26 protein-coding genes are annotated in these 25,858 nt (G+C 65.9%); 20 read left to right on the top strand and 6 right to left on the bottom strand.

All coding sequences use genetic code 11. The features are described 5' to 3' along the window. The first annotated feature begins 40 nt into the window (after window positions 1-40). From V8J55_RS07230 to V8J55_RS07240, 3 genes are all read left to right on the top strand, one after another. A complete protein-coding gene (locus tag V8J55_RS07230) occupies window positions 41-370 on the top strand; it encodes a hypothetical protein (RefSeq protein WP_336444979.1) in 330 nt (109 codons plus the stop codon). A gap of 44 nt (window positions 371-414) precedes the next feature. Next, window positions 415-969 carry a hypothetical protein gene (locus V8J55_RS07235; protein ID WP_336444980.1) on the top strand — a complete coding sequence of 185 codons (555 nt, stop codon included), beginning with the start codon at window positions 415-417 and terminating at the stop codon, window positions 967-969. A 114-nt stretch (window positions 970-1,083) separates the two neighbouring features. Next, on the top strand, window positions 1,084-1,545 hold the full coding sequence (locus tag V8J55_RS07240; protein ID WP_336444981.1) for a Dps family protein: 462 nt from the start codon (window positions 1,084-1,086) through the stop codon (window positions 1,543-1,545). A gap of 97 nt (window positions 1,546-1,642) precedes the next feature. Here the strand turns inward: V8J55_RS07240 and V8J55_RS07245 are convergent, their stop codons facing one another. Further along, a complete protein-coding gene (locus tag V8J55_RS07245) occupies window positions 1,643-2,431 on the bottom strand; it encodes a cold-shock protein (RefSeq protein WP_336444982.1) in 789 nt (262 codons plus the stop codon). 263 nt (window positions 2,432-2,694) lie between these two features. Here V8J55_RS07245 and V8J55_RS07250 point away from each other — a divergent pair, with 263 nt between their 5' ends. From V8J55_RS07250 to V8J55_RS07300, 11 genes are all read left to right on the top strand, one after another. Next, the gene (locus V8J55_RS07250; protein WP_336444983.1) at window positions 2,695-3,312 is read left to right on the top strand and encodes a ribonuclease D; all 618 of its coding nucleotides are present in this window, start codon (window positions 2,695-2,697) and stop codon (window positions 3,310-3,312) included. Between the two features lie 18 nt (window positions 3,313-3,330). Continuing rightward, on the top strand, window positions 3,331-3,969 hold the full coding sequence (lptC, locus tag V8J55_RS07255; protein WP_336444984.1) for an LPS export ABC transporter periplasmic protein LptC: 639 nt from the start codon (window positions 3,331-3,333) through the stop codon (window positions 3,967-3,969). Window positions 3,970-3,983: 14 nt separating this feature from the next. Continuing rightward, a complete protein-coding gene (locus tag V8J55_RS07260; protein ID WP_443030814.1) occupies window positions 3,984-4,544 on the top strand; it encodes an LptA/OstA family protein in 561 nt (186 codons plus the stop codon). Window positions 4,545-4,648: 104 nt separating this feature from the next. Further along, window positions 4,649-4,798: a hypothetical protein gene (locus V8J55_RS07265; RefSeq protein WP_156419591.1), complete on the top strand. Its 150-nt coding sequence runs from the start codon at window positions 4,649-4,651 to the stop codon at window positions 4,796-4,798. Between the two features lie 67 nt (window positions 4,799-4,865). After that, complete coding sequence (locus V8J55_RS07270; RefSeq protein ID WP_336444986.1) at window positions 4,866-6,686, top strand: ABCB family ABC transporter ATP-binding protein/permease; 1,821 nt, start codon at window positions 4,866-4,868, stop codon at window positions 6,684-6,686. A gap of 103 nt (window positions 6,687-6,789) precedes the next feature. Continuing rightward, entirely contained in the window at window positions 6,790-8,832 is a 2,043-nt protein-coding gene (locus V8J55_RS07275) for a putative bifunctional diguanylate cyclase/phosphodiesterase (protein WP_336444987.1), read from the top strand. Window positions 8,833-8,900: 68 nt separating this feature from the next. Further along, the gene (gene ybaL / locus V8J55_RS07280) at window positions 8,901-10,544 is read left to right on the top strand and encodes a YbaL family putative K(+) efflux transporter (RefSeq protein ID WP_336444988.1); all 1,644 of its coding nucleotides are present in this window, start codon (window positions 8,901-8,903) and stop codon (window positions 10,542-10,544) included. Window positions 10,545-10,666: 122 nt separating this feature from the next. Then, window positions 10,667-12,445 (top strand): DNA helicase RecQ, encoded by a 1,779-nt coding sequence (gene recQ / locus V8J55_RS07285; protein WP_336444989.1) that lies wholly within the window; start codon window positions 10,667-10,669, stop codon window positions 12,443-12,445. Window positions 12,446-12,593: 148 nt separating this feature from the next. Continuing rightward, window positions 12,594-12,899, top strand: a complete 306-nt coding sequence (locus V8J55_RS07290) for a UrcA family protein (protein ID WP_336444990.1) — start codon at window positions 12,594-12,596, stop codon at window positions 12,897-12,899. Window positions 12,900-12,958: 59 nt separating this feature from the next. Further along, a complete protein-coding gene (locus tag V8J55_RS07295; RefSeq protein WP_336444992.1) occupies window positions 12,959-14,017 on the top strand; it encodes an AraC family transcriptional regulator in 1,059 nt (352 codons plus the stop codon). 74 nt (window positions 14,018-14,091) lie between these two features. Then, window positions 14,092-14,964, top strand: a complete 873-nt coding sequence (locus tag V8J55_RS07300) for a sterol desaturase family protein (protein WP_336444993.1) — start codon at window positions 14,092-14,094, stop codon at window positions 14,962-14,964. On the opposite strand, the gene V8J55_RS07305 is transcribed toward V8J55_RS07300, so the two are convergent. Next, a complete protein-coding gene (locus V8J55_RS07305) occupies window positions 14,901-15,530 on the bottom strand; it encodes a GNAT family N-acetyltransferase (RefSeq protein WP_336444994.1) in 630 nt (209 codons plus the stop codon). The genes V8J55_RS07300 and V8J55_RS07305 overlap by 64 nt on opposite strands. A gap of 104 nt (window positions 15,531-15,634) precedes the next feature. Here V8J55_RS07305 and V8J55_RS07310 point away from each other — a divergent pair, with 104 nt between their 5' ends. The 4 genes from V8J55_RS07310 (at window position 15,635) to V8J55_RS07325 (ending at window position 19,319) form a co-directional block, all read left to right on the top strand. Further along, a complete protein-coding gene (locus V8J55_RS07310; protein ID WP_336444995.1) occupies window positions 15,635-16,069 on the top strand; it encodes a TIGR01244 family sulfur transferase in 435 nt (144 codons plus the stop codon). Next, a complete protein-coding gene (locus tag V8J55_RS07315) occupies window positions 16,066-16,473 on the top strand; it encodes a hypothetical protein (protein WP_336444996.1) in 408 nt (135 codons plus the stop codon). Before V8J55_RS07310 ends, V8J55_RS07315 begins: the two co-directional genes overlap by 4 nt. Beyond that, the gene (locus V8J55_RS07320) at window positions 16,466-17,365 is read left to right on the top strand and encodes a sterol desaturase family protein (RefSeq protein WP_336444997.1); all 900 of its coding nucleotides are present in this window, start codon (window positions 16,466-16,468) and stop codon (window positions 17,363-17,365) included. The genes V8J55_RS07315 and V8J55_RS07320 overlap by 8 nt, the downstream gene beginning before the upstream one ends. 367 nt (window positions 17,366-17,732) lie before the next feature. Next, window positions 17,733-19,319 (top strand): GMC family oxidoreductase, encoded by a 1,587-nt coding sequence (locus V8J55_RS07325; RefSeq protein ID WP_336444998.1) that lies wholly within the window; start codon window positions 17,733-17,735, stop codon window positions 19,317-19,319. Window positions 19,320-19,397: 78 nt separating this feature from the next. Here V8J55_RS07325 and V8J55_RS07330 read toward each other — a convergent pair whose 3' ends face one another. Further along, window positions 19,398-19,913 (bottom strand): winged helix-turn-helix transcriptional regulator, encoded by a 516-nt coding sequence (locus V8J55_RS07330; protein ID WP_336444999.1) that lies wholly within the window; start codon window positions 19,911-19,913, stop codon window positions 19,398-19,400. A gap of 119 nt (window positions 19,914-20,032) precedes the next feature. On the opposite strand from V8J55_RS07330, the gene V8J55_RS07335 reads away from it, so the two are divergent. Further along, complete coding sequence (locus V8J55_RS07335; protein ID WP_336445000.1) at window positions 20,033-20,407, top strand: VOC family protein; 375 nt, start codon at window positions 20,033-20,035, stop codon at window positions 20,405-20,407. Further along, window positions 20,404-20,883, top strand: a complete 480-nt coding sequence (locus tag V8J55_RS07340; protein ID WP_336445001.1) for a hypothetical protein — start codon at window positions 20,404-20,406, stop codon at window positions 20,881-20,883. Before V8J55_RS07335 ends, V8J55_RS07340 begins: the two co-directional genes overlap by 4 nt. 232 nt (window positions 20,884-21,115) lie before the next feature. On the opposite strand, the gene V8J55_RS07345 is transcribed toward V8J55_RS07340, so the two are convergent. From V8J55_RS07345 to V8J55_RS07355, 3 genes are all read right to left on the bottom strand, one after another. Next, the gene (locus V8J55_RS07345) at window positions 21,116-23,536 is read right to left on the bottom strand and encodes a TonB-dependent receptor (RefSeq protein ID WP_336445719.1); all 2,421 of its coding nucleotides are present in this window, start codon (window positions 23,534-23,536) and stop codon (window positions 21,116-21,118) included. A gap of 376 nt (window positions 23,537-23,912) precedes the next feature. Further along, entirely contained in the window at window positions 23,913-25,382 is a 1,470-nt protein-coding gene (locus V8J55_RS07350) for an ammonium transporter (RefSeq protein ID WP_336445002.1), read from the bottom strand. 17 nt (window positions 25,383-25,399) lie between these two features. Beyond that, a complete protein-coding gene (locus tag V8J55_RS07355) occupies window positions 25,400-25,738 on the bottom strand; it encodes a P-II family nitrogen regulator (RefSeq protein WP_037513494.1) in 339 nt (112 codons plus the stop codon). Window positions 25,739-25,858: the final 120 nt, after the last annotated feature.

Raw genomic sequence — 25,858 nt, forward strand, 5'->3', positions numbered from 1 at the left:
CCAAAAAAGCGCATCGTCCCCATGACGACAGGGGGGTAAGATGCGGAACCAGACCGACCCATATCTCGACATCCAGAACCGGATTACCGGGCAGATCGGGGCGCTCGCCGAAGCGCTGCCGCACTGCGCGCTCGCGCAGATCGTGCAGGGGATCGACGACATCCGCTGCCTCGCGCGCGACAACGGCTTTGCCGCGGTCGAGACGCTGGCGAGCCGGCTTGAATCGGCGGTTGCGGGAGGCGGTTATCGTGCCGCGATCCTGACCTATCTCGATGCGATGAGCGACGCGGCGGCCATGCCGCAGGGGCCGCTGCCGTCGGCCGCGCAGGAAGCGTGGCTCGCCTCGGTCGCGGTGCGGCTGGGTCATTGACCGCTCCCGTCTGACACTTCAGATCTGACGTCATGGATGCAATCATGCTTGCGCTGGTGGCGGTGCTGCTCGCCAATGCCGATGGGCGCAGCGGGATCGCGCTGTCGCGGCTGGTGAGCGCGCGCAGTGACCGGCGCGTCACGGTCGTCATCGCTTTTGCGGCTTTCATCATCAACGCGGTCATCGCCGCGGTTGCCGGCGCGATCGCCAACGGGATGATCGGGCAGGGGGTGGCGGCGCTGCTCGTCGCGCTTGCGATGCTGTCGGCGGCGGCCGCGCTGCTGTGGCGGATGAAGCCGGCGTCCGATGCGGGCGCCGACGATGCGTCGCCGGTCCTGCTTGCAGGCCGGATGCTCGCGAACCAGTTCGGCGACCGCAGCCATTTCCTGATCGGCGCGCTCGCCGCGACGAGCGGTGCGGGGCAATGGGCGGCCGCCGGCGGGCTGGTCGGCTGGACGCTGGCGATGCTGCCCTTCCTCGCCTTTGGCCCGGCGCTCGCCGAGCTGCGCGCGGCGCGAAACCTGCGCTGGGCGGCGGCCGCGATCCTGATCCTCTGGGGCCTGCGGACCGCGCTCGGAGCGTTCGGATTGATCGGCTGATACGTTCGATTGATTCGGTTTCATCGTTTTTGTCGATCAAGCTCACCCAAAGCTTCAATGGGAAAGCCGCGCGCCGCTTCGCTATATAGGTGAGGCAACAGAAAGGATGCTCCCATGTCCGAGAAAAATGACAATGCTCCCGCCGTCGCCGACGCGCTGAATGCGCTGCTCGCCGACAGTTTCGCGCTTTATCTGAAAACGAAAAACTATCACTGGCACGTCCAGGGCCCGCATTTTCGCGAGCTGCACCTGCTGTTCGACGAGCAGGCGGCGCAGATTTTCGCGACGACCGACCTGATCGCCGAGCGTGTGCGCAAAAATGGCGCGTCGACCTTGCGCTCGATCGGCGACGTCAGTCGCCGCGCCTCGATCCGCGACGATGACAGCGCAGGCGTCGATGCCGAGGCGATGATCCGCACGCTGGCGGGCGATAACAAGATCCTGCTCGGCCAGCTCAAGGAGGTGAAGGCCGCGGCCGAGGCCGGCGGCGACATTGCGACGAGCGGACTGGTCGACGGCTGGGCCGACGAGACGCAGCAGCGGATCTGGTTCCTCGAGGCGACGCTGGGCTATTGATCCTGAGCTCCCTTCCCGCTTGCGGGAGGAGACGGAGCCCAAACAAAAAAGGGCGGCCCGAGAGCCGCCCTTTTCGTTTCTCCGGTTATCCCGCCGATCAGTCCTGATGCGGCTGGATGTTCACCGCGGCGAACTTGCCGCGGTCGTCGACCTCGATGTCGAACGCGACGCGGTCGCCTTCGTCGAGGCCCGCCATGCCGGCGCGCTGCACCGCGCTGATGTGGACAAAGGCATCGGCCTGCCCATCGTCGCGCGCGATAAAGCCGAAGCCCTTCGTCGTGTTGAAGAATTTGACGGTGCCCGAGGTGCGTTCACCGGTCAGCTGCCGACGGCCGCGGGCGCCGCCCGGGGCGCCGCCGGGGCCGCGATCGTCACGCTGGCGCGGAGCGAATTCCTCGACCGGCATCGGCTCGCCTTCGATCTTGAGATCGATGGCCGAAACCTTGCCGTTGCGTTCGACGAGCGTGAAGCCGAGCGGCTGGCCCGAAGCGAGACCCTGAAGCCCGGCCTGTTCGACCGCGCTGATGTGGACGAACACGTCCTCGCCGCCATCGTCGCGGGCGACGAAACCGAAGCCCTTCGATGCGTTGAAGAATTTCACCGTGCCATTGCCTTCGCCGACGACCTGCGCGGGCATGCCGCCGCCACGTCCGCCGCCGAAGCCGCCGCCGCCACGATCGCCGCCGCCGAAGCCGCCGCGGTCGCCGCCGCCGAAGCCGCCACGATCACCGCCGCCGAAGCCGCCGCGGTCGCCGAAGCCGCCACCGCGGTTGCCGCCGCCATAGCTGTCGCCGCCATAGGGTGCAGGTTCGAAGCTGTCGAAATTGCCGAAATCATCGCGCTTGCCGCGCCCCCGCTGGCCGCGGCGATCCTTGTTGAAACTCATTGTCTAATAGTCGCTTTCGGTTCGTCCATACCCCATTCGATCAGCGCCTTGCGTCGGACGGGGACGCAGTTCACCATGGGCACAGACTCGCCCCGTGCCTCTAACGGCGCAATATATAGCCTAAATGAACGCCATCTGCGAACGGAAAATTCGAGTCCCGACCCTGGCGGAAAGCGCGCTTTGCCGCAGCCCCGCGGCGGGCGGCCTGTGCGCACGAAAACCAGTCATTGAGCGGCACGGCCGCTTGGCCTAAGGCGGCCTCTATGACTGTCTATTTCCACGAAGAAGATTTGCCCGAGGGCGTGCTGGGCTCGGGCGCGGTTGCGATCGATACCGAGACCATGGGGTTGAACCCGCAGCGCGACCGATTGTGCCTTGTCCAGATCAGCGACGGGTCGGGCGACGAGCATCTCGTCCGCTTCAAGCCCGGCAGCAGCTATGACGCGCCGGTGCTGAAGGCGATATTGACTGATCCTAATAGGTTGAAATTGTTTCATTTTGCGCGCTTCGACATCGCGGCGCTGCAGCAGGCGCTCGGCGTCGTCACCGCGCCTGTCTATTGCACCAAGATCGCCTCGAAGCTGATCCGCACCTACACCGACCGGCATGGCCTGAAGGAACTGGTGCGCGAACTCCTGGGCCAGGAAGTGTCGAAGCAGCAGCAGTCGAGCGACTGGGGCGCCGCCGAGCTCAGCGACGCGCAGCGCGACTATGCCGCGAGCGACGTGCGCTTCCTGCACGCAATGAAAACGATTCTCGATGTGCGGCTGGCGCGCGAGGGACGCACCGACTTGGCGCAGGCCTGTTTCGATTTCCTGCCGACGCGCGCCGCGCTCGACCTCGCGGGTTGGCCCGAGGTCGATATTTTCGCCCATACGTGAGAGTGATTCGCGAAGACTATGTCCGAACGCGCCGATCTTGACCGTACGATGCGCCGCATGTGGGCGGCGAGCGGGTCGAGTCACGACCGTGTCGTGCGCATCCTGCGTTACGGGCTGCCGCTCGTCATCGGCGTCGTCGCGGCGGTTCTTGTCTTTTCGCCCTTCACTCAGCGTGCCGAGATCAGCTTCCTCTTGTCCAAGGACAAGGTCGAGATGGCCAAGGAGCGAATGAAGGTGACGCGCGCCGAATATCGCGGCCAGGATGCGAAGGGGCAGCCGTTCGCGCTGCTCGCGGGCAGCGCGGTCCAGAAAAGTTCGGCCGAGCCGATCGTGCGGATGACCGACCTGTCGGGGGCGATCAAGCTCACCGACGGCCCGGCGACGATCGTCGCGAAGGACAGCGCCTATAATATGGAGACCGAAAAGGTCGCGGTGCCCGGGCTGGTGCAGGTCAAGAGCGCGGGCGGCTATAGTATCAACGCGACCAATGTCGCGGTCGACCTCAAGACACGCAGCCTTTTCGGGCAGGGCGGCGTCAATGGCACGTTGAACATTGGCACTTTTTCGGCCAACCAGCTGGCCGCCGACCTCGACAAACGGATCGTGCGCCTGCAGGGCAATGCGCGGCTGCGGATCAATCAGGGAGTGATCAAATGAACCGCGTATCGCCGATGAAAAGCGTGCTGCTCGCCGGCGCGGGCTTTGCGCTGACCAGCCTCGCGCTGCTGTCGGCCGGCACCGGCGGCGACACCGCAGGGGCGCAGGCGCTCGCCAACCACAACAGCGCCGCCCCCGTCGATTTCGACGCCGGCAGCATCGAGGTGCAGGACCGCGCCGACCGCGTCGTGCTCGCGGGCAATGTCCGCGTGACGCAGGCGGGGATGACGCTGACCGCGGCGCGGATGACCGTCGCCTACAGCCGCCAGGGCGGCACCGAAGTCAACCGGCTCGACGCGACCGGCGGCGTCGTGGTGACCAAGGGCGACGAGCGCGCATCGGGCAATGTCGCGATCTATGACCTCGACCGGCGGCTGATCACGATGGTCGGCAATGTCCAGCTGACGCAGCGCGGCAACCGGCTGAACGGCGGGCGCATGGTGATCGACCTCAGCACCGGGCGCGCGACGGTCGACGGGCGCGGCGCGGCGCGCGGCCCCGACGGCAAACCGATCCAAGGCGGCACCGGCGGGCGCGTCACCGGCACCTTCACCGTACCGGAAAGAAAGCAGTAACCAACGCCTTTAACCGGGCTGCAACCACGCGCCTTCACCAAGGGTGCGGGACCAGATCATCCGCGGAGCCGGGGGGCGACGCCGCATAGTCGAAAGCAGCCCCCATGCGCTTTTCCCCGATCGTCCCGCCCCGGCGTCCCTTGTTCGGCCGCCGCCAGGAACCCCCTGTGGTGATCGTGCCGACCCCGACATCCGAAGAACGGCGGCTGATCGACCGCATCATCCGTCACGCGGGCTATCGCGAGTCGCGCTAGCGGTGTGATCCGCTCGTTGCGGTGAACGGCTTGGCGTTCTGTGCATGCGCCCCTACATGGGGCGCGCATGCCGCCTGACACCTCCACTTCCGCCGACGCCTCGCGCGAGCCGCCCGTCCTTGCGACGCTGCGGCGTTTCCTGCCCTATCTGTGGCCGGCGGGGCAGACCGAGGCCAAGGTCCGCATTGTCCTCGCGGCGCTGATCGTGCTCGCGTCGAAGGGGGTGCAGCTGTCGATGGGCTTCCTCTATGGCGACGCGATCGACCGGATGGCGCCGGGGATGGAGCCGGGTGTCGCGATCGCGATCGGATTCCTGCTCGCTTATGCCGGCGCGCGCTTTGCCGGGACCTTGTTCGATAATCTCCGCAACGTCGTGTTCGAACGCGTCGGGCAGGACGCGACGCGCGAGCTCGCGATCGCGACCTTTCGCCACCTTCACGCGCTGAGCCTGCGCTTCCATCTCGCGCGGCGGACGGGTGAGGTGACCAAGGTGATCGAGCGCGGCACCAAAAGCATCGATACGATGCTTTATTTCCTGCTGTTCAATATCGCACCGACGATCATCGAGCTGACCGCGGTGCTGGTGATTTTCTGGACGAAGTTCAGCTTTGGCCTTGCGGGCGCCACCGCGCTGATGGTCATTGTCTATATCATCTTCACGCGCAAGGTGACCGACTGGCGCAACGCGCTTCGTGCCCGGATGAACGACCTCGACACGTTGACGATCGGGCGCAGCGTCGACAGCCTGCTCAATTACGAAACGGTCAAATATTTCGGCGCCGAAGCGCGCGAAGAGGCACGTTATCGCGACGTCGCCGACCAATATGCGCGCGCCGCGGTCAAGAGCGAGAACAGCCTGGCCTGGCTCAACATCGGACAGAGCTTCATCACCAACGCCGCGCTGGCGGGGGCGATGGCCTATACGGCATGGGGCTGGTCGAAGGGGCAGTTCCAGGTCGGCGACGTCGTGCTGGTGAACACGTTGCTGATGCAATTGTTCCGCCCGCTCGATCTGCTTGGCATGGTCTATCGCACCATTCGCCAGGGGGTGATCGACATGGAGGCGATGTTCCGCCTGATCGACACGCCGCCCGAGATCAGCGATGCGCCGGACGCGTGGCCGCTGATCGTGAACGGCGGCGCGGTGGCGTTCGAGGATGTCGTCTTCGGCTACGAACCCGACCGGACGATCCTCAATGGCGTGAGCTTCGCGGTCGGCGCGGGCGAGACGCTGGCGATCGTCGGGCCGTCGGGGGTGGGCAAGTCGACGATCGCGCGGCTGCTCTTCCGCTTCTATGATCCGCAGGGCGGGCGCGTGCTGATCGACGATCAGGATATCGCCAAGGTCACGCAGAAAAGCCTGCGCGCCGAGATCGGCATCGTCCCGCAAGACACGGTGCTGTTCAACGACAGCATCGGGTACAATATCGCCTATGGCCGCGAGGGCGCGAGCGCGGATGAAATTGCCGCGGCGGCCGAGGGCGCGGCGATCGACGGGTTTATCGCGATCCTGCCGCACGGTTATGACACCGAGGTCGGCGAGCGCGGGCTGAAGCTGTCGGGCGGTGAGAAACAGCGCGTCGCGATCGCGCGGACATTGCTCAAAAACCCGCCGGTGCTGATCCTCGACGAGGCGACGAGCGCGCTCGACAGCCGCACCGAGGCGGCGATCCAGGACACGCTCGAACGGATTGCGGCGCGGCGCACGACCTTGGTTATCGCGCACCGGCTGTCGACGGTGACCGGCGCCGACCGGATCATCGTGCTCGACAAGGGGCGTGTCGCCGAAACCGGCACGCACGACCAACTGCTCGGCATGCGCGGGCTTTACGCCGACATGTGGGCGCGGCAGCAGGCCGAGCGCGACGAGGGCACCGTCGACGCATGAGCGCGTCGGCCGCGGCATTTACAATTTTGTAAGTGATTTCCGCCAATTGAGCCCCGGGGACCAGTCCGTCCCGTGGACGGATGTCGAGGCGAAAGGTGGGATTTTGATCAGGCTGGCGATGTGTATCGCGATCGACCACGATCCGTGGCTCGTTGCGCTGGCGGTCGCGATTTGCGGCATCGGCGCCTTTGCGATCGTGCAAATGTTCGAGCGCGCGCGCGAAGCGCAGCGAAAGCAGGGGATCGCCTGGGCATTCCTTGTCGCGGTCGCCGCCAGCGCGACGATCTGGTGCACCCATTTCGTCGCCATGCTCGCCTTTGAGGCGAAGGCGCCGGTGACGCTCGATCCCGTGCTGACCATCGCTTCGCTGATGGCCGCGATGGTCGGCTCGTTCATCGGCTTCGCGGTCGCCGCGTGGGGCAAGGATGAAGTTTTTGGTGCGATCGGCGGGGCGCTGTTCGGCGGCGCCATTGCGGCGATGCATTTCACCGGCATGACCGCCTATCGCGTCGACGGAATCGTCGCCTGGGATGACGCCTATGTCGCCGCGGCGGTGATTTGCGGCATGGTTTTTGCCGCAGCCGCGCTGACGGTGCTCCGCACGAGCCGGGCGGTGCGCGGCCGTGTGCCGCTGGCGACGGGGCTGATCGTGCTTGCGATTGCCTCGCTCCATTTCCTCGCGATGACCGCGATGCGAATCACGCCGATGGCGCTCGACGAAACGCCGCTGCGTCCGGCCGAATTCAACGCGCTGGCGCTCGCGACGGTGCTCGTCGGCGGGATCGTGATCGCGGCGGGGGTGTTCGCGGCGATGCTCGATCGCCAGACGCGCTCGGAGGCGATGCGCGAGCTGACGCATATGGCGATGAACGATGCGCTGACCGGCCTTCCCAATCGCACCGCCTTTCGCGCCGAACTGGCGCGGCAGATCGGCGGCGCTATCGTGAAGGGCGAGCGCGTCGGGCTGTGCGCGATCGATCTCGATCGCTTCAAGGAAATCAACGACGTCCACGGTCACAAGGCGGGCGACGAGGTCCTCGCGCGGCTCGCGGGGCGGATGCGCGATACGCTCGGGCATAATGAATTCGTCGCGCGGCTCGGCGGCGACGAGTTTGTCGCGCTGACGCGCTTTACCGATCGCACGCAGCTGGCTGCGTTCGCGGCGCGGCTCGATGCCGAACTGAAGGCGCCGCTCGCCTTCCCCGATTTCGAGGCGCGGCTCGGCGCGAGCATCGGCGTCGCGGTGTTCCCCGACGATGCGGCGACGGCCGAGATGCTGTCGAACAACGCCGACCTTGCCATGTATCGCGCCAAGGCCGACGCCGCGACCGCGCCCTGCTATTATGACTGGCAGCTCGACGAGGCGATCCGCGACCAGCGCGAACTCGCCGCCGACCTGCGGGGCGCAATCGACCGCGACGAACTTGACGTCCATTATCAGGTCCAGACCTCGGTCACGACGGGCGATGTCACCGGATATGAGGCGCTGCTGCGCTGGACGCACCCGGTTCGCGGCGCGATTCCGCCAACGATATTCATCCCGCTCGCCGAGGCGAACGGCTTTATCCTGTCGCTGGGCGAATGGGTGATGCGGCGGGCTTGCACCGATGCGGCGGCGTGGCCGCACGCGTCGAAGGTCGCGGTCAATGTGTCGCCGCTCCAGCTTGCGCATGTCGACCTGCCGCGCCTGTTCCATCAGATATTGCTCGACACCGGTTTGCCGCCGCGGCGGCTGGAGATCGAGCTGACCGAAACCGCGATCATCGCCGACCGCGAACGTGCGTTGCACGTGCTGCGCCAGATCAAGGCATTGGGTATCGGGGTGGCGCTCGACGATTTCGGCACCGGCTATTCGTCGCTTGAAACCCTGCGCGCATTTCCGTTCGACAAGATCAAGCTCGACCGTTTCTTCGCCGCCGAGCTCGAGGGCAATATCCAGTCGACCGCGATCCTGCGCGCGGTGCTCGCGCTCGGCAAAAGCCTGTCGATCCCGATCCTCGCCGAGGGGATCGAGACGAGCGAACAGCTCGACGTGCTCCGCCGCGAAGGCTGCGACGAGGCGCAGGGCTTCCTGATCGGGCGGCCCGGCCGCTCGGTTGCGCGGGGCGATGATGCCGACGACGCGGAACGGATTCGCGCTGCCTGACTGTTCTATTTCACTAAATTGCTTGCCTTGGGTTGACCCTCCGCGCCCGCGCCCTTTACCCAAGGGCCATGCCGCATGACACCAGCCTGATCGGAACCATCGTCGCCGGTCTGGGCGTGGCGTTCCTGACGGGGGCGCTGGCGCATCGTCTCCGCATTTCGCCGATCGCGGGTTATTTGCTCGCGGGGGTGCTCGTCGGGCCCTTTACCCCGGGGATCGTTGCCGACACCGGGCTCGCGCTCCAGCTTGCCGAGATCGGCGTGATCCTGCTGATGTTCGGGGTGGGCCTGCATTTTTCGCTGAAAGATCTGCTGTCGGTGCGCAAGATCGCGGTGCCGGGGGCCATCGCGCAAATCGCGGTCGCGACTGCGCTCGGCATGATGCTCGGGCTGTGGCTCGGCTGGTCGGTCGAGGGGAGCATCGTCTTCGGGCTGGCGCTATCGGTTGCGTCGACCGTCGTGCTGCTCCGCGCGCTGCAGGCGCGCGACATGGTCGAGACCGAGAAGGGACGGATCGCGGTCGGCTGGCTGATCGTCGAGGATCTCGTGATGGTGCTGGCGCTTGTGCTGCTGCCCGCGATGTTCGGGTCGCGCGGCGATGAAGGCGGCAGCGCGGGGCTGATCCAGTCGGCGGGGATCGTGCTCGTCAAGGTCGTTGGCTTCGTCGCCTTCATGTTCGTGATCGCGCGGCGGGTGCTGCCGTGGGTGCTCCACTGGGTTGCGCATTCGGGGTCGCGCGAGCTGTTTCGCCTCGCGGTGCTCGCGATCGCGCTGGGGGTCGCGTTCGGCGCGGCAGTGATTTTCGATGTGAGCTTCGCGCTCGGCGCCTTCTTTGCGGGCATGATCCTCGGCGAAACGCAGCTGTCGCGGCGCGCCGCCGAAGAGACGCTGCCGCTGCGCGACGCCTTCGCGGTGCTGTTTTTCGTGTCGGTCGGCATGCTCTTCGACCCCAAGGTGCTCGTCGAGCAGCCGGGGCCGGTGCTCGCGACGGTGGCGATCATCGTGATCGGCAAGTCGGTCGCCGCCTATGCGCTCGTCCGTGCCTTCGGTCATCATTCGGGGACCGCGCTGACGGTCTCGGTCAGCCTCGCGCAGATCGGCGAATTTTCGTTCATCCTCGCGGGGCTGGGGGTGGGCCTGAAAGTCCTGCCCGAAACGGGGCGCGACCTGATCCTCGCGGGGTCGCTGCTGTCGATCCTGTTCAACCCGATCCTCTTCTCGCTCGCGGTAAAATATGTGCGCGACGCCGAGGCCGACGAGGAAAAAGCGGAGGCGGAGGGCGAGGATGCGCCGGCGCCGTGCAACGCCGGGGTCGTGCTGATCGGCTATGGCCGTGTCGGTAGCCATATCGGCAGCCTGATCTGCGGGCGCGGCGAGGGGTTGACGGTGATCGAGGACCAGAAGGATATGGCCGCCGCCGCGACCGAGGCGGGGGCGACGGTGATCGTCGGCGACGCGACGAAGGAAAGCATCTTGCGGCAGGCCGGGCTCGACACCGCGTCGACCTTGCTGATCGCGATCCCCGAGGGGGTCGAGGCGGGGGCGATCGTGCGGCGCGCGCGCGCTATCAACCCGAAACTGGTGATCGTCGCGCGCGCGCATTCGGACGAGGAGGTCGACGATCTGGTGCGCCGCGGCGCCGACCATGTCGTGATGGCCGAGCGCGAGACCGCGTCGCGGATGGCCGAGCGCGCGATGCTGACTTTGGCGTAGATCCGCTACCCCAATTCTCGCTGGGTTCCCGCTTTCGCGGGAATGACGAGGTTGGTGTTGTGGCCTGTTTGGAGGCCGTCAGGGCTTCCCTCGCCCCATCATCCGCCCTATCGCCTTCGACAATGCCCGCCGACGCTCTCCTTCCGCTCCTGAAATCCACCTTCGGTTTCGACCATTTCCGTGGCCGTCAGGGTGAGGTCGTCGATCGCGTGATGGCGGGCGGGCGCACGCTCGCGGTGATGCCGACGGGGGCGGGCAAGTCGCTGACGTACCAGCTGCCCGCGGTTGCGCTGAACGGCTGCGTCGTCGTCGTGTCGCCGCTGATCGCATTGATGCACGACCAGCTGCGCGGCGCGCGCGCGGCGGGGATTCGCGCCGCGAGCCTTACCAGCGTCGATGCCGACTGGGCCGAGACGCGGCAGGCGTATCGCGACGGCCAGCTCGACCTCTTGTACGTGGCGCCCGAGCGCGCGACGGGCGAGGGGTTCCGCACCTTGCTCGAAGCACAGATGCCCGCGCTGTTCGCGATCGACGAGGCGCATTGCGTCAGTGAATGGGGACATGATTTTCGCCCCGATTACCGCCTGCTGCGCCCGCTGCTCGATGCGTTTCCGGCGGTGCCGCGGCTCGCGCTGACGGCCACGGCCGACAAGCACACGCGCGAGGATATCCTTGTCCAGCTTGGGATTCCGGCCGATGGCTTGATCCTCGCGGGCTTCGACCGGCCGAATATCCGTTACGCGGTCCGCCCGCGCGTGAGCCCGGCGAAGCAGCTTGTCGATTTCATCGCCGCCAATCCGGGGCCGGGGATCGTCTATGCGCCGACGCGCAATGGCACCGAGCGGCTCGCCGAGCAGATCGCGGCGGCGACGGGGCGCAGCGTCGCCGCCTATCACGCGGGGCTCGACCCCGAGCGGCGCGCGCGCGTCCAGCATGATTTCGTCGCGTCGGAGGACGGGATCGTCACCGCGACGGTCGCGTTCGGCATGGGGATCGACAAGCCCGACGTGCGCTTCGTCGCGCATGCCGGGCTGCCGAAATCGATCGAAAGCTATTATCAGGAAACGGGGCGCGCGGGGCGCGACGGCGATCCGGCCGAGGCGATGATGCTGTGGGGCGCCGACGATTTTGCGCGCGCGCGGATGCGGCTCTCCGAACTGCCCGAGGTGCGCGTCGCGGGCGAGCGGGTGCGGCTCAACGCCTTGGCGGCGTTGGTCGAGACGGTCGAATGCCGGCGCGCGCTGCTGCTGCGGCATTTCGGCGAGAGCCCGCCCGAACGCTGCGGCAATTGCGACAATTGCCTCGAGCCCGGACGCCAGGTCGATGCGACGGTGCTCGCGCAGAAGCTGCTCTCGGCGGTGTATCGCACCGGGCAAAGCTTTGGCGCGGGGCATATCGAGGCGGTGCTGACTGGGCGCAGCGACGAGCGGATCGCGAGCCGCGGGCACGATAAATTGTCGGTGTTCGGGATCGTCGCGGGCGAGGAAGCGCGGCTGATCAAGCCGCTGGTGCGCAGCCTGATGGCGCGCGAGGCGCTCGATACGACCGAGCATGGCGGGCTGATGCTCGGCCCCGCGGCGCGCGCGATGATGAAGGGCGAGACCGCGGTGCTGATGACCGAACCGCCGGTGAAGCGGACGCAGCGCGCCTCGCGCGGCGGTGCCAGTGCGACGCCGAACCCGGTCGGCGATCCGCTGTTCGATGCGCTCCGCGCGATGCGACGCGAACTCGCGGCCGAGGCCGGGGTGCCGCCCTATGTCATCTTCCACGACGCGGTGCTGCGCGCGATGGCGAGCGGCCGGCCCGCGACGCGGAGCGCGCTGGCGGACATCCCCGGCGTCGGGGGCAAAAAGCTCGAGGCGTGGGGAGATGCGTTCCTGAATGTGATCCGGCAGTTTTGAGCCGATATCGGGCCGCCCGGCTCGCCGATTTCACAAACGGCTAGCCATATTCCGAACGCGGCGCGACCGATGCGCCGATCGTTGCCACCCGCGCTTTCATCGCGGCCGCTCTCCCTTTGCGGCGCCGATCGATGAAAGGATTTCGACGATGAAACACCGACTGATCCCCGCGCTGGTCGCGGGATGCCTCGCCTGGGCGCCGATGGCGGCGCAGGCGTCGGACACGACCGCAACCGTCCGCGTCGATATGCGCGCGCTCGACCTGCGGGCGCCCGAGGATGTGAAGACCGCGCAGCGCCGGATCGCGCGTGCTGCAAAGGCTGCGTGCCGCAACGATGTCGAGCATCTGACCCTCGATGCACGCCGCGCAGCGCGCCAGTGCCGCGAGGCAATCGGCGCGCTGGCGATACAGAAACTGCAGGGCCGACAGTTTCAGCAACTGGCGGCGCAATGACGCTTTGCGGCGCGACGGCGATGGTGGCGCCGCGCCATCGCTTGCAGTAGCAGAATGCGATGGCGTCGCTCCTCATCCTCGATCCGATGATTCGTGGCGGCGCCATCGCGCTGTTCCTGCTGTGGATCGCGATCTTGTGGCGCGACCACCGCGACGTGCTGTCCGCGCGCGTCGCGATCGCGATGAACCTGGCGATCGTCGCCTATCTGGTCTCGGACCTGCTCAAGCCCGCGGGGCCTGCGCGCCTTCCCTTTGAGCTGTTCGATGCGCTGTCGGTGATGGTGCCGGCGTTCTTCTGGTTGTTCGTGCGACTGTGGTTCGATGACCAGCAGCGCATCGGCTGGCGCAGCTGGCTGCTCGTCGCCGCGTTCGGCGTGCTGCCGCTGGTTCAGATCATCCTGCTCGCCATGATGGGGACGTTCAGCTTCGAGATTTGGGTGCTGGTGCGCATCGGCATGTTCGCCTTTGCGGTGGCGGGAATGTGGATCGCGTGGCGCGGACGCGCCAACGACCTGATCGAGGCGCGGCGCGGATTTCGCGCTGCGCTCGTTTGCGCGATCGGCGGCTTCATCCTGCTCGTGACCTTTATCGAGATGTTCGACGGCCATGGTGCGGCGTCCGATCCGGGGCGATCGGTGACGCTCGTCGCGATCCTGATTGCCACCTTCATCGTATCGGTTGGCCTGTATCGCTTTCGGTTGGCCGAACTGTTCGCGGCGCCGGGGCGGCCGGCGAAGCAGGCGGAGCCGCCGGCCACACCCTCGGCGCTGGCGCAGCGGCTGCACGCGGTGATGGCGGAGGCGCGCGCCTATCGCGCCGAGGGCTTTTCGATCACGATCCTCGCAGCGCAGCTCGGCGAGCCCGAATATCGCGTGCGGCGCGCGATCAATGGCGAGATGGGCTTTCGCAACTTCACCGCGTTCCTCAACAGCTTCCGCCTCGATGAAATCCGCGCCGCGCTCGCCGATCCGGCGCAGCGCGAGGTGCCGATCCTGACGATCGCGATCGATGCGGGCTTCGGCTCGCTGGGGCCGTTCAACCGCGCGTTCCGCGATGCCGAGGGGATGACGCCGAGCGCCTATCGCGCGGGACGGCTGGCCGATTCCGGAATCGGCTAGCCGATTTTCGACATCGCGGCGCGGCGGCATGGGAAAGCTGCTGAACAGCGGGCATCGGTTCGAAGGATGCCCGCATGATTCAAGACCTGCCTCCGCTCGCCATCTTGCTCGAAAAAGGCCCGGCGATCTTCGCCTTCGATTTCGGCCGCTATCTTGTCGCGGCGGGGGTGACGAGCGCGATCGTCTGGGGGCTGCGCCGCTCTAACCTTGCCGCGCGCAAGATACAGGCGCGCGAAGCGACGGCCGCCGACCAGCGCCGCGAAGTCCTGCAATCGCTGCAGACGGCGGGCGTCTATCTGTTCGTGTCGCTGTTCATCGTCTGGGGCGTCGACACCGGCGTGCTCCATCGTTTTGAGGGCAGCTATGGTCTGCTCGGCGACCTGGCGCTGCTCGCCGCGATCATCGTCGCGCACGATGCCTATTTTTATTGGGTGCATCGCGCGATGCACCATCCCCGGCTGTTCAAGGCGTTCCACCGCGCGCACCATCGGTCGGTAACGCCGACGCCGTGGGCGGCGTACAGCTTTGCGATCCCCGAGGCGTTCGTGATGATCGCCTTTGTGCCGATCTGGCTGTTCTTCGTCGCCACCCCGGTGTGGGTGACGTTCCTGTGGATCAATTTCCAGATCGTCCGCAACGCGATGGGGCATGCCGGGTTCGAATTGCACCCGCGCTGGTGGTTGTCGACCCCGCTGACGCGCTGGCTCAACACGACGACGCACCATGATTTGCATCACAGCGGCGGGTTCAACCGCAACTACGGCCTCTATTTCACCTGGTGGGACAAATGGATGGGGACCGAGCATCCGCATTATGCCGAACGGTTCCACGCGGTCGTGTCGCGCCCGCCGGTGCGCGCGAGCGTTAGCGGGACGAATATCGGTCAGGTCGACGGCGAAATGACCGAAACAATGTCGCTGCGCAGCGTCCAGCCGAGCCGTTCGTAAAGCGCCTTGCCGTCACTGGTGGCAACGAGCAGGCATTCGGCGGCGCCGCGGCGGAGGGCGCAGCGGCCGAGTTCGGCCATGATCGCCGAGCCCAGCCCGCGGCGGCCGAACTGTGGTTCGGTGACGATCTGGTCGTAGACCGCGGTGGTCCCGTGGATGCCGAGAACGCCGCGCGCGGCGAGCGAGCCGTCGGCGTGCCTTGCGATCGCCTCGAAACGGTCGGCGCCTTCATCGAGCTCGATCGTGAAATCGGGCGTGGGCCGCGCCGGGGGCATGTCGGTCCCGGCCGCCATCAGCCACATCGGATCGCGCGGCTGCCAGTGCGGCGGGATATGTGGGAGGATAGTTTCGCGCGGGGCGGCGATGTCGACATAGATATGCGGTGCATCGACCGCCGCGAATGCGGCTGCGGCCGCCTTGCCCGACGCATTTTCCAGAATAAATCGGCCGGTCTGGTCGGGCTTGCCGGCATCGAACCACAGCGCGGAGGGAGTGGTCGCGGCAACCGGCTGGCCATATCCGCGCGCTGCGCAATAGCCGAAGGCCCATTTGAAATGATCGTTCATGGCATCGATCATAAGCGCCGCGCGCGGCAAGGAAAGTGGCAACGCGCCTTCGTGCTCCACCTTCATGCTTGTCAGCAAGCGGGCGCGAGGAGTAGATCGCTGGCATGAGCGATTTTCGAACCCTGTCCGCCGACTATAGCGTCGCCCCGCAGATCAGCATCGAGGATGTGGCCGAGGCGAAGGCCGCGGGCTTTGCGATGCTCGTCAACAATCGTCCCGATGGCGAGGAGCCTTCGGCGCCGCAGGGCGACGATATCGCGCACGCTGCGGCGGCCGAGGGACTGGCCTATGCCGCGATCCCGATCGGCCATGCGGGTTTCAGCCATGCGCAGATCGACGCGCTCGACAAATTGCTGCGCGATGCGACGGGGCCGATCCTCGCCTATTGCCGGTCGGGCACCCGCTCGACGCACCTCTGGGCGCTGACGCGCGCGCGCGCGGGTGACGATGTCGATGGCATCGTCGAGGCGGCCGCGAAGGCGGGATATGACCTGACGGGGCTGCGGCCGATGCTGGACGCGCTCGCGGGGGAAAAATGACGCAAGCTGCGTTGATCCAGCTGGGCGCATCGCTGGTCGCGGTGTTTTTCGTAGCCTGGCTGGTTGGGAAGATCGGGCTCGGCGGCGATCCCCGGATCGCAGATGCCGAGCATGCGATCCGGTTGGCCGAAGAGGCCGAGGCCGGTTTCAAGGGCGTCGAGGTCGCGCGCGATCGGGCGGGCTTTGCCGCGATTGTGCAAAATGCCGAGGGGCGGATGATGCTGGTGCGCGCGCATGGCAATTTCTTTGCCGCGCGGCCGGTCGACGCCAGCGTGATCGGGCGGCTCGACAAGGATTTCCTGACACTGACGACGCCGGAGCGGACATTCGGCGCGGTGACGCTGCAATTGGGGAAGGATGCGGGGATGTGGGCCAGCCGGATGCGCGAGTTCAACCGTGGATAAGCTCCCCGATCCCGTCGTCTACGCAGTCCCTGCCTTCATCCTGCTGCTGATCGTCGAGATGCTCATCTCGCTGCGCGCCGACAAGAGCCGGTACGAGGCGCGCGACACGCTGACCTCGCTGATGCTTGGGACGGTGAGCCAGATCGCGGGCGCGCTCGTCGGTGCGGCGGTGATCGGCATGTCGGTGTGGGTGTACCAGTTTCGCCTGTTCGACATCGGGATCGCGTTCAAGACATGGTGGTGGGCGTGGATCCTCTGCTTCTTCCTCGACGATCTCGCTTATTATGCCTTCCACCGCAGCGCGCACCGCGTGCGCTGGTTCTGGGCGAGCCATGTCATCCACCACAGCTCGCAGCATTATAATCTTTCGACCGCGCTGCGGCAGACGTGGACGGGCTTTTTCAGCCTGACCTTCCTGTTTCGCCTGCCGCTCTTTCTCATCGGTTTTCCGCCCGCGATGGTCTTCTTCTGCGCGGGGCTCAACCTGATCTACCAGTTCTGGATCCATACCGAGGCGATCAAGCGGCTGCCCCGATGGTTCGAGGCGGTGATGAACACCCCGTCGCACCACCGCGTCCATCATGGCGTGAACCCGCGCTACCTCGACGCCAATTATGCGGGCGTGTTCATCATCTGGGACAAGATGTTCGGCAGCTTCGTTCCCGAACGCGACGACGAGCCGGTGCGTTACGGCATCGTCAAGCAGCTCGGCAGCTTCAACATCCTCTGGGCCGCGGTGCACGAATGGGTCGGGATCGCGAAGGATGTCTGGCACGCGCCGTGGAAGCACAAGCTGGACTATATGTGGCGCGAGCCCGGCTGGAGCCACGACGGCAGCCGCGCGACGAGCGCGATGATCAAGCAACGCTGGGCGGCGGGGCGCGATGAATAAAGTCGCGCGCGAACCGCAATTCGATTGGCTCGCATTCGGATCGGGCGTCGGTGCCCTATTGTGCCTTGGAATCGGATGGCTCGCTATCGAGCTGCTCGCCGCTCTCATGCTGGTTCAGGCCGTTTCGACCGTTATATCGATAGCGGCTGCGACCCGAGGGTGGCGGTTAGGAAACAAGGCGACAATTCTCACCGGATTGCTTTGTGCGGTAGCCAGCTGGCTTCCTTTGACGGGATTCATCTGGGCCTGCTCAACGGGAAGCTGCCTCTGAGCGGAGAGCATATCTTGCGCTTGCCTCGTCCCCTAATGACATTCATGTAAGCACGCGGACGACCGCCAGCAGGCGGCGTGAGGGAGAGTCGCAAGCATGGATCAGTTCGACATCATCGTCATCGGCGGGGGCAGCGCGGGGAGCGCGGCGGCGGGACGGCTCGCCGAGGATGGCAAGCGCACGGTCTGCCTCGTCGAGGCGGGCGGGCGCAACGACAATATGCTGATCAAGACGCCGGGGTTCATGCCCTTCATCCGGAATGCGTCGAACTATAAATATGAGACGGTGCCGCAGGCGGGGCTGAACGGGCGTACCGGATACCAGCCGCGCGGGCGCGGGCTCGGCGGGTCGAGCGCGATCAACGCGATGGTCTATATCCGCGGACACCAGTTCGATTACGATCAGTGGGCGTCCTTGGGCGCGACCGGCTGGAGCTATGCCGACGTGCTGCCCTACTTCAAGCGCAGCGAGGGCAATGAGCGCGGCGGCGACGAATTTCACGGGAGCGGCGGGCCGCTCAATGTGATGGACCAGCGCTGGCCCAATGTGACGAGCCGGCGCTTCGTCGAGAGCGCGGCGTCGCTGCAATTGCCGCGCACCGCCGATTTCAACGGCCCGAGCAACGAAGGCTTTGGCCTTTATCAGGTGACGCAGAAGGCGGGCGAACGCTGGTCCGCGGCGCGCGCCTATGTCGAGCCCTTGCGCGAGCATGGCAATTTCGCAGTGCGGACCGGCGCGCTGGTCGAGAAGATACTCGTCGAGGATGGGCGCGCGACGGGCGTCGTGATCCGCCGCGGCGGCAGCCGCGAGACGCTGCGCGCGCGCGGCGGAGTGATCTTGTCGGCGGGGGCGTTTGGCAGCCCGCAGATCCTGATGCTGTCGGGGATCGGCCCCGGCGCGCATCTGAAGGATAAGGGGATCGAGGTGACGCTCGACCGGGCGGGGGTCGGCGACAATCTGCAGGATCATATCGACTATGTGTCGAGCTGGGAGACGCGCTCGACCGAACCGTTCGGCGACAGCCTGGGCGGCACCTGGCGGATGGTGAAGGCGATCTTCGAGCACCGTACGCAGCGCAGCGGGATTATGACGACCTGCTTCGCCGAGGCGGGCGGATTCTGGAAATCGCGCCCCGACCTGCCCGCGCCCGACATTCAATATCATTTCGTGCCCGCGATGCTCGAGGATCATGGGCGCACCAAGGTGAAGGGGCATGGCTTTTCGTGCCACGCCTGCGTGCTCAGGCCCGAAAGCCGCGGGTCGGTGCGGCTCGCGTCGTCCGACGCGGCGGCGGCGCCCGCGATCGACCCGGGCTTTCTGGCCGACGCGCGCGATATGGCGACGCTCCGTGCGGGCGTGCGGATGATGCACCGGATCGCCGCGGCACCGCCGCTGTCGGATTATGCGGGTTCTAACCGCCATCCGGTGGATCTGGAGGATGATGCCGCGCTCGATGCGCTGATCCGCAGTCGTGCCGACACCGTTTATCACCCCGTCGGCACGTGCCGGATGGGGAATGACGCCGATGCGGTGGTCGATCCGACGCTGAAGCTGAAGGGCATCGACGGGCTGTGGGTCGCCGACGCGAGCATCATGCCGCGGCTCGTTTCGGGCAACACCAATGCGCCGAGCATTATGATCGGTGAACGCGCGGCCGATTTCGTGAAAGCGGCTCTCGGTTGAATGTACCCCGGCGAAAGCCGGGGCCCATGTTGAGAGCGCCGCGTCAGCAGTCTGGGCCCTGGCTTTCGCCGGGGTACATTAAGCGCACGCTGCAGCGAGCAGCGCGCCGCTTTGGGTCAAATCATAGCGACTGGCGGGAGGGCGCATGTCGAGCACTTCGCGCGTCACCAGCCCGTGCTTGCCGAGCGCGGTCAGGCCCTGCGACAGCGCACGCGGAGTGGCGGGGGCGAGCAGGCGCGACAGCGCGTTGAAGCGGTCGTGGCCCGCGCCGATCCCGACCACCAGTGGAAATCCCCAGCGCGTCGCGGCGCCGGGCGGCAGGTCGATTTTCTGCTGCGCTTCGGCGATCGTTGCGGCGCGTGCGGCGGCGGCGGCGCCGGCTTCGGTCAATATATATTCGGGGCGTAGCGGGTGGCCGTGGCCGGGGTTGCGCGCCACCCATCCGATCGTCGCCGCTGCCTCCAGCGTGCGCGTGAGGCTGTCGCGCGAAAGCCCGAGGCGGTGGATCAGTTCGACGAAGCGCGCGCCCCTGTGTGCCGCCAGATCGGCGAGCAGCGGCACCAGCCAGCGATGGCTGCCGAGCTGAATCAGCATGGGGTCGGACGCGGTTGACGGCATTTGCAACTAACTATACAAACCAGACCATTGAGGCAAGCGATATGGGCCATGCGATTCTCCGCGCGGCTCGGCGCTTCGCGAAAAGGGAGGAATGCATGGCACTTCAGATCGGATCCGAGCTTACCTGTTCGATGGGGGTCAAGGACATGACCGCGTCGATCGCCTGGTACGAGCGCGTGATGCATTGCGAACTGCTCTACCGCGCCGACGAGCTCGGCTGGTGCGAGCTCAAGACCCCGATGGCGGGGGTGAACATCGGGCTCAGCCAAGTCGAGGCGGTCGTTCAGGGCGGCGGCGCGACCAATGTGTTCGAAGTCGCCGATATCGTCGAAGCGAAGACGCATCTCGATGCCGAGGGCGTGCGGCAGGACGGCGATATCCAGCATATTCCGGGGCTGGTGAAATTGCTCACTTTCTACGATCCCGACGGCAATGCCTTCATGTTCTCGCAGTCCGAGATCGCGGCATGATATCGCTCGGGTGGGTGGCGGCGGCACTAGTGGCGCCGGCTGCGCCCGCCGCCGAAGCCCCGTCGCTCGCCGCGTGGCACGGCAGCTGGGTGGGGGAGGGCGAGGCGTTCGGCAAGCCCGCGACCGCGACGCTCGACATCGCGCCGGGTGAGGGCGGGGCGACGACGCTCGCCTATCGCCTGAGCATCGCGGGGACGCCGCCGGTCGCCTATTCGGCTGAGGCGACGTACGCGTTCGATGCGAAGGGGCGCGTGCGCGGAAAATGGACCGACAGCACTGGCCGTACACGTGCCGTCGTCGGCGGGGCGAATGCGGCGAAATGGTGGACACATTGGGGCAGCGCCGATGTCGAGATCGGCCGGTCGACCTATGTCCTTGAAGCGAGCGGAAGACTCGTCGTCAGCGATTCGATTTTGCAGGATGACGGCAGCTGGCGCGTCTTCGCCATGCTGCGCTACGCGCGCACAAACCCCTGAAAACTGCCGATTTTGACCGGCATCTGTGCTGCGCACAAAAAAAGAGGGCCGGGACTTGCGTCCCGGCCCAGCCTTTCAGGCTCTCCCCTCCTGAAACTGTTGACGCAATGAATGCCATATTAATGTCATGTTGGAAAGGCTAAAATTGCGGCAATGCTGCGCTAATTTTGTGCAACATTTCAGAACCTAAAAATGGGCCGGAACGCGTCGGCGCCCGGCCCATTTCTCCCCCTCAGAAGCCCTTGCGAACCGTGACGCCGAAGGTGCGCGGCTGGTTCGTCGCAAAGCCGAGGCGCGCCCGCCCGCCGCGTTCGCGATCGAAGGCGAGCAGCGCATTCTCGTCGAGCAGATTGTTCACATAGACCGAGATTTCGAGCTCGTTCGGAAACTCGATCCCCGCGCCGAGGTTCACCAGCTGATAATCGGGCAGCTTGAGGTCGAGCGTCGTCGCTGAACCGATCGGTGCGCCGCCAAAGGTAAAGCCGTGGACGAAGGTCCGCGGATTGTTTTCCTGATCGCCAGGCTGCGTATAGCGGCTGCCGACATGCTGGAAGGATGCGGTGACGAAGGCGTTGGTGTCCGACGACGCATCGATCGGGAAGCTGTAGGTCGCGTTCGCCGCCATCTGGAACTTGGGCACCGAGGGCAGGCGGTTACCCTCGCGGATCCCCTCGATCACCGTCCCGTTCGGGCGGGTGAGTGTCGAATCGAATTCGGCCTCGACATAACTGCCCGACAATCCGAGATCGAGCCCGGTGAAGGGGCTGGCCGACAGCTCGACCTCGAGCCCCATCGTGTGCGCATCGGCGTTGAAGACGATACGCGACGAGCAGCTGCCGGCATCGGCGGTGACCTGCAGATTGTTGATCTTGGTATAGAAGCCCGCCGCGTTGAAGGTGATGCCGCCGAACTGCGCCTTCACCCCGCCCTCATAGTTCCACAGCGTTTCGTCGTCATAGCGCGGCCGGCCGCCGAAGGTCTCGGCATCGGGGCCGCCCGGGTTGCCGCCGTCGCACAGCGGCAGGTTGAGCGGGTCGTTGACGCCGCCGAGGCGGAAGCCTTTCGACGCCTGTGCATTGAGCGTGATGCCGTCGGCGACGTCGTAGCTGAGCAGCAGGCGCGGCGAGAAGCCGGTCGACGAGGTTTTGTCGCGGGCGTTGTCGCCGTTGGGGAACAGGCCGCCCGACACGAAACGGCGGCTTTCGTCGAAGGCATAATAACGCCCGCCGACCGTCGCGGTGAGGCGGTCGGTGAAGTCATAGCTGACCTCGCCGAAGATCGCGATTTGCGACAGATCATAGGGAATGTCGGCGTTATACGGCGAATCGGGCCCGAAACCATTGGCGAGGTCGGACGATTCGAGCGGCACCCCGGGCGAGCGGCACACCGGATTGACGGGCCGCGAACAGAGGCCCGCGAGGAAGCCGTCGTCGAATTGGTCATAGCCGGGCGTCGGCAGACGCTGCGTATAGTCGCGTTTGACGTTGGCGTAATAGCCGCCGACGAGCCATTGGAATGGCCCGGTTCCGGCCGAATTCAATCGAACTTCCTGTGTGAATTGCTTGACGCCGGTGGTGTCAACGAGGTTCGCCGGGAGCAATATGCCCGCATCGACGAAGCCGAGGTCGGCCGACACGCTGCCCGTCAGTGCACTCGCGTCGCGGCTGACGAGGATGTCGCGGTCGGTATAGGTCGTCACCGACGTCACGCCGATCACGTCGCCATCATAGCTCATCGTGAGGTCGAAGAGCTTGACCTCATCCTCGAACGCCTCGTCGAGCAGCAGATATTGCTGGCGTTCCTCGAAGGTCACCCGCGGCCGCGTCGTCGTGAACTGGTTGGCGTAGAGGTTATAGACCTCCTGCCGGTTGAAGCCGTCGGTCTTGACCTTCTGATAGACGAAGCGGGGGGTGATCGACAGATTCTCGGCGGGTTTCCAGAGCAGCGAGAAGCGCCCGCCATAGCGTTCGCCGCTGTTGACGTCCTCGCTCTCGCCGCCGCCTTCGCGCAGCGCATTAATGAAGCCCGCGTAGCGCGTGTAATAGCCGACCGCGCGCATCGCGAGATTGGAGCTCAAGGGCAGGTTGATTGCGCCCTTCAAATGGCCGCCGAAATCGTCGCCATCGACGAGGTTCACATTGCCTTCGACCTTGCCCTCGATCCGGTCGAGATTGGGCTGGTTGGTGATGTAGCGGAGGGTGCCGCCGACCGAACCCGAGCCGAAGAGCGTGCCCTGTGGCCCGCGCAGCGTCTCGACGCGGTTGAGGTCGAACAGGTCGAGGTCGGGGGTGAAGAGCGACAGCGAGACGACCGATTCGTCGAGATAGACGCCGACCTGTTCCTTTACGCCGGGCTGGTCGCGCGCGATCTGCCCCGCCGAAACGCCGCGCACCGACACCTGGCTCTGGCCGGGCCCGAGATTCTGGACGGTCAGGCCCGCGACGTTGCGCGACAGATCCTCGACCGTGCTCGCGTTCGCGCGCTCGATCGCCTGTTCGGTCTGCGCGTTGATCGAAAAGGGAACGTCCTGCAGGCTTGCGTCGCGCTTCGTCGCGGTGACGATAATCTCGTTGCCGTCATAGCTGTTCGCAGGTGCGTTCTGTGCCACTGCCGGGGTGCTTGCAAGCGCAAGGCACGACAAGCCCGCGAGCATAGATGCTCGTGCATTCATGGTAATCCTCCTCCTGATGGCCAATCTACGCTGGTCCAGGCGGGAGGGTGCGCTTCTTGTTTCCATTACGCAATGGCGCATGAATATTGCGCGAAATAAAGGCGGGGACATGTTGCGCGCCAGCCACAGTAAGAAAATGACAAAAAAGAGGTCGGCCAATGCATCGCCGGCCCGTGGCCGTTCCGGCCACAAATTTGAAAAAGGACCGGGTCAAGCCCCGGCCCGTGGCCGTTCTGGCCAATAAAAAAAAGGCCGGGACTTGTGTCCCGGCCAGTGGTTCGCAGGAGGAACCCCGGTAGGATCCCGTCGCCGCCGTTTGAAAGGAGAGAGAGCGGACGGCGACGGGTATCCTGTCTCGTCAGTAGTTGTAGGCGCGCTCCCCATGTTCGGCGAGGTCGAGCCCTTCGCGCTCGGCGTCCTCGGTGGGGCGCAGACCGGTGGTAAGTTTCAGACCGTAGAAGAGCACGGCCGACACGATCCCCGTCCACAGGATGGTGGTGCCCACCGCCCACAGCTGGGTCATGAACTGGCCAGCCATGTCATATTCGCCGGGGACCGCCGGGAAGACGGTGTAGTCGATCCAGCCCTGGCCGCCGAGCGACGGGTCGGCGACGATGGCGGTGCCGAGCGCGCCGACGATGCCGCCGATGCCATGGACGCCGAAGACATCGAGCGTGTCGTCATACTTCAGCTTACCCTTGAGATAGGAGACGAAGAAGAAGCAGATCGGCGACACGACAAGGCCGAGCAGGATCGCGGTCATCGGGCCGGCAAAGCCGCTGGCCGGGGTGATCGCGACGAGGCCCGCGACGGCTCCCGTGACCGCGCCGAGCAGCGACGGCTTGCCGTGCTTGACCTGCTCGATGAACGCCCACGAGACGGCGGCGGCGGCGGTGGCGACGAAGGTGTTGACGAAGGCGAGCGCGGCGAGGCCGTTCGCTTCGAGATTCGACCCGGCGTTGAAGCCGAACCAGCCCACCCAGAGCAGCGCGGCGCCGATCATCGTCATCGTCATGCTGTGCGGCGGCGTCGCTTCCTTGCCGAAGCCGAGGCGCGGGCCGACGATCAGGCAGCCGATCAGGCCGGCGATGCCCGCGTTGATGTGGACGACGGTGCCGCCGGCGAAGTCGAGCGCGCCCCAGCCCCAGAGCAGGCCCATGTCGGTCGGTGCATCGACAAGGAAGTCCGGGCCCGCCCAGTACCAGACCATGTGCGCGATCGGGAAATAGGCGAAGGTCAGCCACAGCACCGTGAAGATGATCAGCGGGGTGAATTTGATACGCTCGGCGAACGCCCCGACGATCAGCGCCGGCGTGATGCAGGCAAAGGTCATCTGGAAGGCGACGAACGCATATTCGGGGATATAGACATTGTTGCTGAAGGTCGCGGCGTAAGTGCCGGCGGTGACCCCTTGCAGGAAGATCTTGTCGAAGCCGCCGATGAAGCTGTTGCCGCTGGTGAAGGCGAGGCTGTAGCCCCAGCTGACCCAGACGAGCGCCGCGACGCTGACGATCATGAAGACCTGCATGAGCAGGCTCAGCATGTTCTTGGTACGGACGAGGCCGCCGTAGAAGAGCGCGAGCGCCGGGATCGACATCAGCAGCACGAGCGCCGCCGAGACGAGCATCCACGCAGTGTCGCCCTTGTCGACCATGCCGGCCATCTGCTCGACCGTCGGGGCCTTGATCGGGCCGTCGGCGGCGGGTGCGGCGGCTTCGGCCGGTGCGGCAACCGCGGTCGCGGCTTCCTGCGCCCAGGTGGGCAGCGCGGCGAACAGCGAGAGGCCGATAGCCCCGGCGCCCGCCGCAAATTTATTTGCGAACGTCATATTTTCCCCCTTCGTCATTACAGTGCCGCCTCGCCGGTCTCGCCGGTGCGGATGCGCACCGCCTGACCCACGTCGAGGACGAAAATCTTGCCGTCGCCGATCGAGCCGGTTCCGGCGGTCTGTTGCAGCGTTTCAACGACCCGCGGTGCAAGCGCATCGTCGCAGACGAGCTCGATCTTTACCTTCGGCACCATGTTGGTGGCATATTCGGCGCCGCGGTAGATTTCGGTCTGTCCCTTTTGCCGGCCGAAGCCCTTGACCTCGGTCACGGTCATGCCGGCGATGCCCAGACCGGTGAGCGCCTCGCGCACCTCGTCGAGCTTGAATGGTTTGATGATGGCCAAGATCAGCTTCATGACGCCCCCTTTTGCAAATGGCACCATGTTGCACTGCAACGGGCGTGCCAGATTACGCGGCGCGCGCGAAAGTTAACATTTTGTGACGGTTTTAGGGGCAACGTGCGAACAATCGTTCGT

The sequence above is a fragment of the Sphingopyxis sp. CCNWLW2 genome, from assembly GCF_037095755.1.
Lineage (GTDB): Bacteria > Pseudomonadota > Alphaproteobacteria > Sphingomonadales > Sphingomonadaceae > Sphingopyxis.